The sequence below is a fragment of the Lactobacillus sp. B4026 genome, from assembly GCF_026535825.1.
Classification (GTDB): Bacteria; Bacillota; Bacilli; order Lactobacillales; family Lactobacillaceae; genus Lactobacillus; species Lactobacillus panisapium.
In genome coordinates this window covers 1-15,580 of record NZ_JAFNPD010000009.1, presented here as the reverse complement: position 1 = coordinate 15,580, position 15,580 = coordinate 1, and the positions used below count along the sequence as shown (strand labels likewise).

13 protein-coding genes are annotated in these 15,580 nt (G+C 37.2%); all 13 read left to right on the top strand.

Annotation, left to right across the window (positions count from 1 at the left end):
* Positions 1–70: 70 nt before the first annotated feature.
* Positions 71–1,381, top strand: a complete 1,311-nt coding sequence (gene murC / locus J3U69_RS07860) for a UDP-N-acetylmuramate--L-alanine ligase (RefSeq protein ID WP_267413613.1) — start codon at positions 71–73, stop codon at positions 1,379–1,381.
* Between the two features lie 322 nt (positions 1,382–1,703).
* Positions 1,704–2,975: an SLAP domain-containing protein gene (locus tag J3U69_RS07855; protein ID WP_267413612.1), complete on the top strand. Its 1,272-nt coding sequence runs from the start codon at positions 1,704–1,706 to the stop codon at positions 2,973–2,975.
* 209 nt (positions 2,976–3,184) lie between these two features.
* Complete coding sequence (gene polA, locus J3U69_RS07850; protein WP_267413610.1) at positions 3,185–5,860, top strand: DNA polymerase I; 2,676 nt, start codon at positions 3,185–3,187, stop codon at positions 5,858–5,860.
* 13 nt (positions 5,861–5,873) lie between these two features.
* Entirely contained in the window at positions 5,874–6,704 is an 831-nt protein-coding gene (gene mutM / locus J3U69_RS07845) for a bifunctional DNA-formamidopyrimidine glycosylase/DNA-(apurinic or apyrimidinic site) lyase (protein ID WP_103751884.1), read from the top strand.
* Positions 6,701–7,318, top strand: a complete 618-nt coding sequence (gene coaE, locus J3U69_RS07840) for a dephospho-CoA kinase (protein ID WP_220268187.1) — start codon at positions 6,701–6,703, stop codon at positions 7,316–7,318. Before mutM ends, coaE begins: the two co-directional genes overlap by 4 nt.
* On the top strand, positions 7,305–7,772 hold the full coding sequence (gene nrdR / locus J3U69_RS07835; RefSeq protein ID WP_267385389.1) for a transcriptional regulator NrdR: 468 nt from the start codon (positions 7,305–7,307) through the stop codon (positions 7,770–7,772). The genes coaE and nrdR overlap by 14 nt, the downstream gene beginning before the upstream one ends.
* Positions 7,773–7,774: 2 nt before the next feature.
* Positions 7,775–9,124: a DnaD domain protein gene (locus tag J3U69_RS07830; protein WP_267413609.1), complete on the top strand. Its 1,350-nt coding sequence runs from the start codon at positions 7,775–7,777 to the stop codon at positions 9,122–9,124.
* Between the two features lie 8 nt (positions 9,125–9,132).
* Positions 9,133–10,026 carry a primosomal protein DnaI gene (gene dnaI, locus J3U69_RS07825; RefSeq protein WP_267413608.1) on the top strand — a complete coding sequence of 298 codons (894 nt, stop codon included), beginning with the start codon at positions 9,133–9,135 and terminating at the stop codon, positions 10,024–10,026.
* Between the two features lie 386 nt (positions 10,027–10,412).
* Positions 10,413–12,344, top strand: coding sequence for a threonine--tRNA ligase (gene thrS, locus J3U69_RS07820; RefSeq protein ID WP_220219926.1), 1,932 nt, complete (start codon positions 10,413–10,415; stop codon positions 12,342–12,344).
* A 215-nt stretch (positions 12,345–12,559) separates the two neighbouring features.
* Positions 12,560–13,297, top strand: coding sequence for an amino acid ABC transporter ATP-binding protein (locus J3U69_RS07815; protein ID WP_270262716.1), 738 nt, complete (start codon positions 12,560–12,562; stop codon positions 13,295–13,297).
* Between the two features lie 3 nt (positions 13,298–13,300).
* Positions 13,301–14,128, top strand: coding sequence for a transporter substrate-binding domain-containing protein (locus J3U69_RS07810; protein WP_220232129.1), 828 nt, complete (start codon positions 13,301–13,303; stop codon positions 14,126–14,128).
* On the top strand, positions 14,125–14,763 hold the full coding sequence (locus J3U69_RS07805; protein WP_103751876.1) for an amino acid ABC transporter permease: 639 nt from the start codon (positions 14,125–14,127) through the stop codon (positions 14,761–14,763). The genes J3U69_RS07810 and J3U69_RS07805 overlap by 4 nt, the downstream gene beginning before the upstream one ends.
* A 17-nt stretch (positions 14,764–14,780) precedes the next feature.
* The gene (locus J3U69_RS07800; protein WP_220234676.1) at positions 14,781–15,437 is read left to right on the top strand and encodes an amino acid ABC transporter permease; all 657 of its coding nucleotides are present in this window, start codon (positions 14,781–14,783) and stop codon (positions 15,435–15,437) included.
* Positions 15,438–15,580: the final 143 nt, after the last annotated feature.

Below are 15,580 nucleotides of genomic sequence, written 5' to 3'. Positions count from 1 at the left end.
TTTAAGCTCTTTTTATTGTAGTAATGGTAAAATAAGAAACGATGTTAAATAGAATTTTGGAGCTTAGAAAATGTTAGATAAAAATAAACAAATTTGGTTTATCGGAATTAAAGGTACCGGAATGGCTTCATTAGCCTTATTGCTTAAGGATTTAGGCTATGATGTAGCTGGTAGTGATATTGCAAAATATACTTTTACGCAGGTACCACTAGAAAAAGCTGGCATACCGGTAACACAATTTTCGCCAGATAACATTAAAGATTCAGGTCAAGTAATTGTTAAAGGTAATGCCTTTAAGAATGATAATGTCGAGGTTAAAGCTTGTGAAGATAAGCAGATTGCCTGGCAAAGTTATCCGGATACTGTTGAAGAAATCGTTCAAATGCATACAAGTATTGGAGTTTCCGGAACGCATGGGAAAACATCTACAACTGGTATTCTTGCCCGTGTCATGGGTGAAGCTGCTCCAACCTCCTATTTAATTGGTGATGGGGAAGGTAAGGGAGTGAAAGATTCGCGCTTTTTTGTTTATGAAGCTGATGAATATCGTAGACACTTCTTGGCGTATCATCCTGATTACCAAATTATGACCAACATTGATTTTGATCACCCGGATTATTTCAAAGACCAAGATGACTATACTTCAGCCTTTCAAACTGCTGCTAATCAGACTAAAAAGGCTTTGTTTGTTTGGGGAGGCAATGAGCGTTTGCAGGCGTTAGAAGCTAAGATCCCTAAATATACTTATGGTTTTGAGGACAATGATGACTTTCAGGCTGTTGATGTCAACAGCACGACTGCGGGAGCTGAATTTACTGTTATTACACATGGCAAGGAAATTGGTAGGTTCACCATTCATCTATTTGGTGACCATAATATTTTAAATGCTACTGCCGTTATTGCTGTTGCTTACACTGAAAAAATTCCATTAGATGACATTAAAAAGGGGTTATTGTCATATACAGGGGCCAAAAGACGCTTTTCAGAAAAAGATTTTGGTGACATTAATGTGATTGATGATTATGCTCATCATCCTACTGAGATGCGAGCAACAATTCAAGCAGCACGTCAAAAGTTTCCTAACAAGCGATTAGTAGTTGTTTTTCAACCTCATACATTCACCCGGACAAAGAAATATGCAAAAGATTTTGAAGAAATTCTACGCGGGGTTGATAAGGCATACATTACGCCGATATATGCCTCCGCTCGTGAAGCAAGTGGAGATATTTCCAGTAATGATTTAGTTGCTAACATCCCTGGGTCCGAAGTTATTAATCTAGATAATATTGCTGACTTAGCCCAAAACCAAGATAGTGTTATTGTCTTTATGGGTGCAGGCGATATTCAGAAATATGAAGATGCTTTAGAAAAGCTGCTGTAATTGTATCTAAAATTTTGTTAATAGTTTAAGTGGAGTTTATGTTTAATTAACGTAAACTCTATTTTTCTTGTTTATTGTTGTCATAACAAAGTTGCTGGCTGGGCATAGCTTTAAAATACCGTCCCTCAGTCTGTTATTTAAGTTGTTATAACTTTATGTTCCGTCAATCTAGTAATGTTTATTTAAATAGTTTAGTCAAAATATGGTTTCGATTTCTAGTCATATACTTTATTCGCTTTTAATTTTATGTGAGTTTTTTCTTTATTAATTTCGATTTTGTTATAAAATTAATACTAAAATCTAAAACAGGTAGAGGTATTATATGAAATTAAAGCAAAAAGCAGCAATTGGTTCAGTAGTCAGTATGTTTGCTCTTGGCTTGGTAGCTAATTTAAGTTTGGGTGCCCAGCCAATCGAGGCAACCGAAGAAACTAATGAAATAACACTAGCACATAACGCCTATGTTTATAATAAACACGGTAAGCGTTTAAGCAAGTTTCAAGGAAGCAAGCAAAAGGCGCATTTAAAAAAGGGCTTAAGTGTACCTTTCGTCGGTAAAATCGAACCGATTGAGCATAATGACAAACAGTTTTATCTTTTAAATGATGATAATTATCATCAATCATGGTTGCCTTACCATAAAATTGGTGGAGAATACTTTTACAGCTTGGGTTCAGGCGGCTTTGTTAAGGCAGTAAATGTTGGTCAAGTTAACAATAAGCCACTTTATACTCATGAGGCAAAGGTCAAAATCTCTAAAAAGGTAAAACCTTATACAGCAGGAATTGGTAAAGATAAGACGGTTATCAAGCCCGGAAAAACTTATCGAGTAGACAGTATTGCTGCATTAACGACCGATTCTAAGCCTGTAGTTAATTACAGAATTAGCGGAACGATCGAAGCTTTTATTCCTAAGAAAGATTTGGCTGTAACCCCCCAGCAGAATTTGAAACTGTATACGCAAGCTACATATGTCGGCTTTTTAAAAACAGCTGGGACTTATGACATCACCGCAACAGCACTTCCGACTGAAAGTGCAAATTCGACTTTTAACACTGGTGACATGTATCCAGTTGAAAAACTTACTTATTTATGGAATTATAGTGAAAAGAAGGCTGAATTATTTTACCTGTTAAAAGATTCATGGGCTAAACCACGTTTTTATTCGCTAGCAAATTATCAGCCAGCAGCTACGCCAAGTTTAACTTATGTTAAGGTTGAGGGAACAAATTACATTTCAGGCCCATACTTGAAACCAAATAACACTCCAGAACAAGCGCAAGCGGATGCTAAAATTGCTACTAAAGAAGATAAACAAAAATTACAGACTTTAGTTGATCAAGAGTTGATTACACCATACCAAAAAGACAATAATTTTACCCTTTGTGGTTTTAGATTTGGTTATGCGTTGCAATTAGCACAAAATACCTTAAAATCTGAAAAGGCCACAATTGCCGAGGTAAAAGAAGCGACTGCAATTTTGCAAAAAGCTCATAGTAACGTGTTGAATTGCACACCAAAACAAGAAAAAGGCGATCAGTTGTTAGGAACCAGTACGCCATATTTGTTAGAGCGTCAGAATTTTATTCAATAAATAGCGATTTAGAGCATTGAAATTAAGTTTTCAATGCTTTTTATTAGCCAAAAAAACGGGTTCTAAATTTAAAATTTGGCTTCTGAATTGAAGTTAATTGGCTAAAATGTATAGCAAATCTGAAGAAAAACAGTATTATGCCAGAATGCCGTAAAAACTGGTAAAATGGTAGTTGAATTAATGACCAGTGATAATTGTGAGGAGATCTAATGGCTAATCAAAAATTACTTTTAATTGATGGTAATTCTGTTGCCTTTCGTGCGTTTTATGCACTTTATCGTCAACTTGAAAATTTCAGAAACCCTGAAGGATTGCATACAAATGCCATTTATACTTTTAAGAATATGCTTGATGTTGTTTTAAACAATGTTCAGCCAGATCATGTTTTAGTTGCTTTTGATGCGGGTAAAACTACTTTTAGAAATAAGATGTATGCTGATTACAAGGGTGGCAGACAAAAAACCCCAGGTGAACTTTCGGAGCAGCTACCATATGTGCAAGAACTATTGCACGATTTAGGCATCTCGACTTATGAATTAGAAAACTATGAAGCCGATGATATTATCGGAACCTTTGCAAAAATTGGTGAAAAAAATGGTTTTGATGTAACTGTCGTAACTGGGGATAAGGATTTAACGCAGCTTGCTTCTGAGCACACTACGGTGATGGTAACCAAGTCAGGTGTGATGAACCTTGAGTCCTATACGCCTGAACATATGAAGGAAGTTAATGGTGTTACCCCAACTGAATTTATTGATATGAAGGCCTTAATGGGGGATAACTCGGACAATTATCCGGGTGTCACCAAAGTAGGACCAAAGAAAGCATCGCAGTTAATTCAAGAATATGGTTCAGTTGAAAACTTATATGATCATATTGATGACATGAAAGCATCAAAGCTAAAAGAAAATTTGCTTAATGATAAGGATAAAGCCTTGTTAGGTAAAAAATTGGCTACGATCAACTGTGATACGCCAGTAACCATTGGAATTGATGATATTAAAAGACGTCCAGTTGATTACCAAAAGTTGCGGCGTTTTTACGAGAAAATGAATTTCCGCAAGTTTTTGAGTGAATTAACTCCTGACGGTGATTCTAGTAAAAATGAGACATCCCAAGATTCGCATGTCAAAATGGAATACACCGAGTTAACCAAGGACAACTTGGCTAAAATTACGGTTAATGAAGGCGATGAGGTCATTTTTTACTTAGGGATGCTGGGACCAAATTATCATTTGGCCGAGTTCGTCGGTTTTGCCTTTAAGATTAGCAAACAGATTTTTCTAAGTCGCGACGTAACGCTATTACAGGATGCCAAGCTAAAACAGATTTTAGAAGATAAGAAAATTAGCAAAGATGTTTTTGACCTTAAGCGGACAACTGTGGGGCTCAATCGTTTAGGAATCCACGCACATGGGATTGAATATGATATGCTGCTAGCTTCTTATTTGATTAATAATGAAAATAATTCGGATGACATGGCCGAAGTCTGCCGGATGTATGGGAATGACACTGTCAGAAGTGATCTTGACGTTTATGGCAAAGGAAAAAGTGAAAAGATTCCTACTGATGACGATGTGCTGTATAATCATTTAGCCACCAAAGTCGAAGCAATTGAAACCTTGAAAGAAACGCTGCTTGCCAAACTAAAAGAGCATGAACAAGATGATTTGTTTGCAAGTATCGAAATTCCAGTAGCACGCGTTTTAGCGATTATGGAAATAAATGGAATCAAGGTTCAGGCTGATACTTTAACTGAGCTGCAAGATGAATTTGCTGTTGAACTTAAAAAGATGGAAAAGCAGATTTATGATGAGGCTGGTGAAGAATTTAATATTAATTCGCCGAAACAACTTGGTCATATTCTGTTTGAAAAAATGGGCCTCAAGCCAATTAAAAAGACTAAAACCGGTTATTCAACATCAGTTGATGTCTTGAACCAGTTAAAAGATGAAAATCCAATTATCGGGCAAATCCTTTCTTACCGGCAAATTGCTAAAATTCAGTCAACTTATGTTAATGGCCTGCTAGATGTTATTCAAAAAGATGGTCGAGTTCATACACGGTATCTGCAAACTCTAACGGCAACTGGACGCCTATCTTCGGTTGATCCTAATTTACAAAACATTCCGACGAGAACAGAAGAAGGTAAGCAAATTCGAAAGGCTTTTGTTCCAAGTGACCCTGATGGCTATATCTTTTCTTGTGATTATTCTCAAATTGAATTGCGTGTTTTAGCTCAAGTTTCTGGTGATGAACAAATGCAAGAAGCATTTAGGACCGGCTACGATATTCACGCTCATACCGCAATGAAAATATTCCACTTGAAGTCAACCGATGATGTTACGCCATTAATGCGGCGCCGAGCAAAGGCAGTCAATTTTGGTATTGTCTATGGCATTTCGGATTATGGCTTATCGAAAAATCTGAATATTAGTAGAAAACAAGCCAAAGAATTTATCGATAATTATTTTGAGCAATACCCGCAAATTAGAGAATATATGGATAAGGCCGTTAAATTTGCTCGCGAAAAAGGTTACGCAGAAACAATTATGCATAGAAGACGGTACTTGCCTGATATTCATGCAAAGAATTATAATGTGCGGTCTTTTGCGGAAAGAACTGCAATTAACTCACCAATTCAGGGTTCCGCTGCTGATATTATTAAAATTGCGATGATCAATATGCAGAAGAAATTGAATGATTTACACCTTAAGACTAAAATGGTGGTTCAGGTTCATGATGAGTTGATTTTTGATGTGCCAAAAGATGAGATAGAAACAATTAAAAAGATTGTCCCAGAGGTAATGCAGTCTGCCGTTACTCTTGATATTCCGCTAGTCGCTGATTCAGGGTACGGTCATAATTGGTTTGATGCAAAATAAGGAGTAATAATAAATGCCAGAAATGCCGGAAGTAGAAACGGTTCGCCGTACTCTTCTCCCCTTAATTAAAGGAAAAACGATTAAAGAAATCACGCTGTGGTATCCCAAAATTATTGCTAGTGATCCAACAGAATTCGTTCAAAAGCTTACGGGTCAAGAAGTAGTGGCAATTGACCGGTATGCAAAGTATTTATTGATTCGGCTGACGAATGACTTAACTGTAGTTTCCCATTTACGCATGGAAGGAAAGTATCGTCTAGTTGACGTGGCTGCACCGAAAGATAAACATGATCACGTGCAGTTTGCTTTTACTGATAATACAGCCTTGCGTTATAATGATGTCCGCAAATTTGGCCGAATGCAATTAGTTAAAACTGGAACAGAAAAAAGAACAACAGGAATTAGTAAACTGGGCTTTGAACCTAATTCTCATAAATTCACGGTTGCTTATTTTGCAAATTGTCTTAAGCATAAAAAGAAAAATATTAAAAATACGCTTCTTGATCAATCTGTAGTTGCCGGTTTAGGCAATATTTATGTCGATGAAGTTTTATGGCTAACTAGAATTCATCCGTTAAGTATGGCCAATAAGATTCCACCTTCCAGAGTGAAACAATTGCATGACAATATTAATTCTTTGATCAAATTAGCTATTGCTGAGCGTGGGACAACCGTGCACACTTATCTGGATGCTAATGGTGAAACTGGCGGCTTTCAGAAAATGTTGCGGGTATACGGACATAAAGGTGAACCATGTGCAAGATGTGGAACCCCTCTTGAAAAAATTAAGGTAAATGGTCGTGGAACAACATATTGTCCTAAATGTCAGGTGAATTATCAATGACCATTGTCTTAGGTCTTACTGGGGGAATAGCTAGCGGTAAAAGTACAGCTGATAGCTTTTTTATTAAAAAGCATATTCCAGTAATTGATAGTGATTTAATTGCTCACCATATTTTAGATATAGGTGAAAAGGGCTACAATTTAGTAATTAATTATTTTGGCGATCAGTATTTAGCAGCAAACAAAACAATTGATCGCGCAAAGTTAGGTAAATTAGTTTTTAATTCACCTAAAGACTTAGCTAAATTAAATGAAATTACCCACCCGTTGATTTTTCAAGAAATCGAGACTAAAATTAGCCAACATAAACTGGAAAATGAGCCACTTATCATAGTAGATGCACCGTTATTATTTGAGTCAGGTGGTTTAAGCTATTGTGACCGTAGTTTGCTGATTGCTGTACCTGAAAAAATGCAAGTAAAACGCTTGATGGCGCGCAATCACATAACTGAAGCTGAAGCATTAAAGCGAATTAATAGTCAGATGCCTTTAGCGCAAAAGCAAAAATTAGCTGATTATGTTGTTACAAATACTGGTACAATAAAAGAACTAGAAGACAAATTAAACGAGCTGCTACTTAAATTAATAAAGGAGGACCAGTATGGAATGTCCTAATTGTCGGCAAAATGCCTCGCGCGTGATTGATTCTCGACCGAGTGATGAAAATCGTGCTATTAGAAGACGGCGTGAATGCGAAAACTGTGGTTATCGGTTTACTACTTTTGAGCGAATTGAAACAACACCATTATTGGTAATCAAAAATGACAATACCCGGGAACCTTTTAACCGAAAAAAGATTTTGCATGGTGTCATGGCAGCTGGTCAAAAGCGTCCAATTACAAGCTCGCAGTTCGAGCAATTGGTTGATCACGTTGAAAATAAGGTTAGACAGCAGGGAGTAAGTGAGATTTCTTCGAAGAAAATCGGTCAACTAGTGATGGATGAATTGGCTGAACTAGATGATGTTGCTTACATTCGCTTTGCTTCCATTTACCGTGAATTTAAAGATATGTCTAGTTTCATGAAAACAATGGAGGATATGATTGCTAAGCGAGAGAAGGGGAACTAGAAATGTTTGAGACCCCTAATCCCAAACAACCATTTTTTATTGCTAACCGAGTTGATATTTTCCCAGAAGATGTGCGGGTTCTGGTTAAACTTTATCAGCCGTTGATTGGTTCACTAGCATTTTCCTTATATTTTAGTTTAAATGAGGACTTTAATGCGCATGCAATGCTATCGGACTCAACGGGTATTTATGCTCTGCAAGAACAGCTTGACTGTGATGTTAAGCACTTATTTTCTGCTTTACATAAGCTCGAGGGCGTTGGCCTAGTTCAGACGCGTTTACTTAATAATGAAATCATGGGTCAAGTGCTTGTTTTTCGCTTAACCTGCATCCCTAGCAGCAGTGAATTTTTTTCAACGCCTCTTTTAGCAAGCTTACTTAAAGAAAAAGTTGGTATTTCTGCCTTTCAAAAATTAAGTAAGGATTTTGCTCGTGAAAGTAAGTCTAAGCAGAACCAAGTTAATGGTATGCAAAATGCTGATGATATCTCTGCTTCGTTTATGGAAGTTTTTCGTTTGCCTGAGCAAGAAGCAATTGAGCCTTCAGTTGATGTCAAATATGCCGCAAAAGAAAATAAAACAGACAATAATATCAAAGCTACTGTTAATGAACATGATACGGTTGACTGGAATTTCATTAAACAGCAATTTGAAATTTACCAGATTCCAGGAACGGAGATTGATCGTAATCGGGAAGCAATCCGCTCTGTAATGCGCACTTATGGGTTAACAGAACAAGAATTTATTGATGAGGCCCTAACAAGTATTCACGGTGATTATCACTTGGATATGGTGCAAATTAAACAAGCGATTGCTAGTGGCATTCACGGCTCTCATACTAGGGCTCGAATTAAGCAAGAGACTAAGAAATATAATGATGATCAACCGATAAATGCTAAATTGAGTAAAAATGAGCAGCAAGTATTGCAACTAGCTAAAAGTAAATCACCAGCTCAATTTTTGTACCAGTTGAAGACTGATCGGCATGATTATGTTGATGCTAGTGAATATAAAGTACTTGATAGTTTATATAATGAAAAGGGAATCCCAGCTGATTTGCTTAATATCTTAACTTATGCCTGCTTAAAAAGTGCACCGAATATTTCATACCGCTTGGCTAATCGGATTTTACATGATTGGCTTCAACATGGTGTTAAAGATGGGGCCCAAGCAATTGAATATATGCAAAAAAGGGAGCAAAATAAGGTTAAGTACCCCCGTTATGTGCAAAATAAACGCGTTGAAAAAGGTACTGATTGGAGTAAGAAAAAATCTAGTGTTAAGTCTGATGTTTCTTCAGCTGACTTAAAAGACTTTTTCAAAAAATTTGAAGATCAAAATGGCATGAAGTAGGTGAAAAAATGAAGTCAATCAATAATTTTTTAGACAAGAAAAAAGCCGACCATCTTGATGTAGCTAAGATTCGGGCCGAGATTCTATCCGAGCCAAAAATTAAACAGTTTATTAGTGAAAATCAAGATAAAATCACCTCTGAAATGATTGATAAAAGCATGTCTGCTTTATTCGAATTTTACCTAGATCAGCAGAATAAAAAAGATCCAGTGACTAAGGGTTATCGGCCTAAATTAATCTTGAATACGAATGCAATTGATATCATTTATGCTCCTGAAAATAGCAAGTTGGAACATGATCGTGAACTTGCAGCTAAAAAGCACTTGAGCTTAATTAATTTGCCTAGCAGCTTGCATGATGTTCGTTTAAGTCAGGTGGAAATAACACCGCAGCGCCAGCAAGCAATGGCTGAGATTGGGCAATTTTTGGCAGCTTACTCACAGGATGCGCATCAAAAAGGCCTGTATTTATCCGGTAACTTTGGTGTCGGTAAAACATTTATCCTGGCTGGTTTAGCTAATTCTTTAGCGATGATGAATAAGTATGTCATTTTTATGCATGTTCCTAATTTTATTGCCAGCTTATCCAGTCACTTTAATGATAATAGTCTAATGACTGAAATTAACCGGATTGCAAACTGTGATGTATTAATTATGGATGATATTGGCGCTGAAAATTTAAGCCAGTGGTCACGCGATGAAGTTTTAGCTGTTATTTTGCAATCAAGAATGGATAATCAACTACCGACATTTTTCTCTTCCAACTTTTCAATGGATGATTTGGAAGAGCACTTCAAAGAAACCAAAAATGCCATTGATCCAATTAAGGCTGCCAGATTGATGGAACGAGTACGTACTTTGGCTAAAGAAGTCATTGTTTCTGGACCAAACAGGCGACGTTAAGATTATTTTGATTCTTGTTGAAAAAGGGACCTAGTGCGCGAGTTACAAGAGTGATTAGAGTTCTGATAAATTCTAGATCACACATTTTACTCACTTAATTTTAAAAATTTCTTGCAATTACTAATTAAGCATGTATAATAATATGCAATGAATGAACATGATAGGACTCAATTCAGAGAGTGGAACAGTATTCTGGAAGTTGCACAAATGAGTTTTACCCCAATCATTCAAACTTAAAAAGTAATTAAAATGGGTGAATTCCACTATCAATTCATATTAAGAGGGTTAGTCTGACTAACTGAATTTTGGGTGGAACCACGTTAAATGCGTCCCAGTGCAATTAAGTGCACTGGGACTTTTTTTTGTTTTTAATTTTGGAGGTATATATGGGTTTTTCAATTACTTTGCCAGATGGATCAAAGCGTGAATTTGACCAGGCAATTACAATCGGTGAATTAGCACACGGCATTTCAACTTCACTTGGTAAGGCGGCATTAGCCGGGAAAGTTGATGGCAAGCTGCAACCGGTTGACTTTGAACTTAACCAAGATGCCCAAGTGGCAATTATTACTGATAAAGATGAAGAAGGTTTAGCTGTTTTGCGTGCAACGGTGGCATTTGTATTTGAAGCTGTTGCTAAAAAGGCATATCCTGAACTTCATTTTGGAGAACATGCAGCTGATGATGATGGCTTTTTCGTTGATACTGACAAGGAAAACCAAATTAAAATCAGTGAACTGCCACAACTAGAAAATGCTGTCAAAAAGGCGGTTAAAGCTGGTGAAAAAATTGAATCAGTAATTTTACCAAAAGCAGAATTAGCTGACAGATATCAGGATGATCCGTTTAAATTAGAATTATTAAAAGAAGAAAATGAAGAAGTCCACGCATACAAGCTAGGCGACTTTGTTGATTTTGGTTTTGAAGCACTTTTGCCAAATACAGGTAAAATTAAGCAGTTTAAGTTACTATCTGTTGCCGGCGCATACTGGCAAGGTCAATCTTCTAACCCAATGCTTCAAAGAATCTCGGGAACTGCCTTCTTTAAAAAAGCAGATCTTGACGCGGACATTAAGCGCCGTGAAGAGATCAAAGAGCGTGATCACCGAACAATTGGCCGTGATTTAGACTTATTCTTTGTTGATCCTAAGGTTGGTGCTGGTCTTCCTTACTGGATGCCAAAGGGAGCAACAATTCGTCGCGTTGTTGAACGCTATATTATCGATAAGGAAGTCGCTGATGGTTACCAACATGTTTATACGCCAGTCTTAATGAATGTTGATGCGTATAAGACTTCGGGCCACTGGGCACATTACCGTGATGATATGTTTCCACCAATGGACATGGGTGACGGTGAAATGCTTGAACTTCGGCCAATGAACTGCCCATCACATATTCAAATTTACAAGCATCATATTCGTTCATACCGTGAATTACCTATTAGAATTGCTGAATTGGGAATGATGCATCGTTACGAAAAGTCCGGTGCTTTATCTGGTTTGCAACGTGTTCGGGAAATGACTTTAAATGATGGTCATACATTTGTAACTCTTGATCAAGTTCAAGAAGAATTTTCGAAGATCTTGAAATTGATCATGGAAGTATACAAGGACTTTGATATCACTGATTACTACTTTAGACTTTCATATCGTGATCCAAAGAACACCGAGAAGTACTTTGCTAATGATGAAATGTGGGAAAGAAGTCAATCAATGCTGAAAAAGGCAATGGATGATATGGGTCTTGACTACGTTGAAGCAGAAGGCGAAGCTGCCTTTTACGGTCCTAAGCTTGATATTCAAACTAAGACTGCCTTGGGTGCAGACGAAACGATGTCAACTATTCAATTAGACTTTATGTTGCCAGAACGCTTCAACTTATCTTATGTGGGTCAAGATGGTGAAGAACACCGTCCAGTCATGATTCACCGCGGAATCGTTGGTACGATGGAACGGTTCATTGCTTATCTGATTGAAATTTATAAGGGTGCTTTCCCAACTTGGCTTGCACCAGTTCAAGTGGAAGTAATTCCAGTCAATCTCGATGCTCATTCAGAGTATGCTAAGAAGGTTCGCGATGAGCTCAACAAGCAAGGTTTCAGGGCTGAAGCTGATCTGCGCAATGAGAAATTGGGCTATAAGATTCGTGAATCGCAAACCCAAAAAGTACCATATACCTTAGTTTTGGGTGACAAGGAAATGGAAGCAAATAATGTCAACGTTCGTCGCTATGGTACCGAAGAAGAAGTAGCTAAGAGCTTTGACGAATTCTTATCCGAAATTAAACAAGATGTTAAGTCATATTCAAGAAATGACTAAAATAGCAAATTTAAATTTTAATTACTTATTTAAGAGGCCAACAATTGTAGAATAGCAACTTGAACATTAATGATAAAATCTGCTGGAACTTTGCAGGTCGGGTAACAAAATGTAGTGTTGACGGGATGCACTTTTGATTTTTCAATCAATTGTTAAGAAAAGCATGATGTGTTTTAGTTGGTTAATGATCGGCATAACACAAAGGAGCACTAAAAATGTCAATGATAGAATTTCACGACGTGCAAAAATATTACGGAAAATTTCACGCTTTACACGATATTAATTTGGAGATAGATAAGGGTGAAACAGTAGTTTTAATCGGTCCTTCTGGCTCGGGTAAAAGTACACTAATTCGTACAGTCAATCGTTTGGAATCAATTCAGGGCGGCAAGTTAATAGTTAATAATCAAGATTTATCAAATCCTAAGACCGATTCGAACCGATTGCGTCAAGATGTAGGAATGGTATTTCAACACTTCAACCTTTATAAAAATAAAAATGTGTTAGAAAATATTATGCTTGCACCGCGTATAGTTAGCCATATGCCGGAAGAAGAAAATAAAAAGCAGGCGATGGATTTACTTAAAATGGTTGGCCTAGAAGATAAGGCGCAAAATATGCCTGCTCAAATATCTGGTGGTCAAAAGCAAAGAGTTGCGATTGCACGCTCTTTAGCCATGCGGCCTAAATTACTTTTATTTGATGAACCTACTTCAGCTCTTGATCCAGAAATGATTGACGATGTTTTACAGGTAATTAAAAAGGTAACTTCAGCCAGTGATATGACATCGCTGATTGTGACCCACGAAATGGGTTTTGCTAAGGAAGTTGCTAACCGGGTTATCTTTATGGATCAGGGTCATATCGTAGAAGATGATGAAAGTCAGGCTTTCTTCAAGCAGCCTAAGACAGAACGAGCTCGGCAATTTCTGAGCAAAATTATTTCGCACTAGGGGGTGGCCAGCATGAAAAAACTACTGTGGCCCCTAGTCATAATTTTCAGTGCGTTCATGCTGACTGGTTGTGGTAAGAAAGTGACTGATCAGTCAGCTTTAAAAAACGTTCGTTCCACCAATACAATAACTTGGGCTGTTGAAGGTGATAAAAGATTATTTAGTTTAATTGATATTAGAGATGACCAAGAAAAGGGCTTTGATATTGATATGGCAAAGGCAATAACCAAAGAAATTTTAGGCCCTAAGGGTCAAGCAAAATTTACTTTGGCAACTTCACAATCAAGAATTCCTTTGCTCAAAAACGGCAATGTTGATGCGGTGATTGCGACACTTACAATTACCCCAGAACGGGCTAAAGTGATTAGTTTTTCTAAGTCTTATTTTCAGGCAGGTAAGTCATTACTAGTCCCTAAAGGTTCAAAAATTAGAAAAGCAAGCGATTTGAATGGTAAAACGGTTATCGGAATTGTGGGCGACAATTCTGTTGAGGTAATCAAAAAAGTGGCGCCTAAGGCCAAAGTGGTGGCCATGCAGGACTATGGTCAAGCAGTTTCCGCTTTGAAATCACACCAAGGTGATGCCTTAACAAGTGATAACGGTGTTTTATATGGTTTAGCCGCTCAAAGCCCAGACAGTTTAGAAGTTCGCGGCGGTACTTTTACCAAGGAGCCGTATGGTATTGCAGTTAATAAAAATCAGGAACCATTTCATAAAGCAATTAATCGTGCGATTGACCATATTTACAGTAGTGGTGAATATAACCGATTAATCAAGAAGTGGTTTGGTCAAGTACCAGGTTTTAACTATAAGGAGATGTATTACAAATGATTAATATTTTCAGTCACTTTGGTAATCAGCTTTTTGATGGTTTTGGCTGGACGCTATTGGCCAGTTTATTAACACTGATTTTTAGCTTAATCTTTGGCGTGTTAATAGCATTATTAGAAGTTATTCCGAATAAGTTTGCTAATAAAATAGGTAAGACGTATGTCGAAATTTTTCGAAATATTCCCTTACTAATTATCGTAATGTTCTTTTACTTGATTGTTCCCAAGTACTTTGTGCAAATGGACGGCTTTACTGCTGGAACTATTGGCTTATTCCTTTATACAGCGGCTTTTATTGCTGAAATCATTCGCTCAGGTATTCAATCTGTGTCAAGTGGACAGATGGAGGGAGCTCGTTCAACTGGAATGACTTATAAGCAGGCAATGCAGTATATTGTTTTGCCACAAGCGATAAAAATTGTGATTCCACCTTTAGGCAATCAATTTGTCAATCTGATCAAAGACTCTTCAATACTGGCATTTGTGGCAGGATTTGACTTAATGTACCAGGCAAATGCAATTGCGTCTGTTACTTTTGATACAATCAACAGTTACTTGGTAATTGGTGTCTTATACTTGCTCATCACCATGCCACTGAGCTACTACATGCAATATTTAGAAAAGAAGTTAGCTTAAGGGAGGCGACTAAAAAGATGCAAACATGGATTGAAGCTTTATCTTGGCTAAACTTTGGTTTTCTACTAAAAGGTTTAGCCGTGACATTATTTATTTCGGTAATTGCGATTGTGCTAAGCTTTGTTTTAGGCTCAATTTTAGGTATAATCCGTTACTCTAAAATAAAGTTTATTTCAGCGATTATTGGTTTTGTGGTTGATTTAGTTCGTAACTTACCCTTATTGTTGATTATTTTCTTTACTTACTTTGGTCTTCCCAATGTCGGCTTAAGACCGGGTGCAATTCTTTCAGCAGTAATTGCAATGACAATCTTTGAATCAAGCATGCTAGCGGAAATTGTTCGCTCCGGGATTCAATCAGTCGCGGTTGGTCAAATAGAAGGTGCTCGTTCAACCGGGATGTCATTCGTTCAGGCTCTGTGGCACGTCGTTTTGCCGCAAGCATACCGGCACATGATTCCAACTATCATTGGCCAGTTCGTTTCTTTAATTAAAGATACATCATTAGCCACGATTATCGTGGTTCCAGAGTTAATGCAGCATGCACAAGTGATTTATGGCCAAAATGCTAATTATATTGTGCCAATGTTTGCAGCATTAACACTGCTATATTTCATAATCTGTTTTACGTTGTCGATGGCAGGTAGCTATTTGCACCGCCACATGGCAAACTAAATTAGTTTAGGTAGTCAAATAACATTTAAATATTTTGGTAAAAACAAGTTAGTATGAAAAAGTCGTTTTTCTAAAAATGATATGAACCCCAAAATTAGGACAGTTTAATAAATTTTAACTAAGGACTAATGCCCGATATTCAA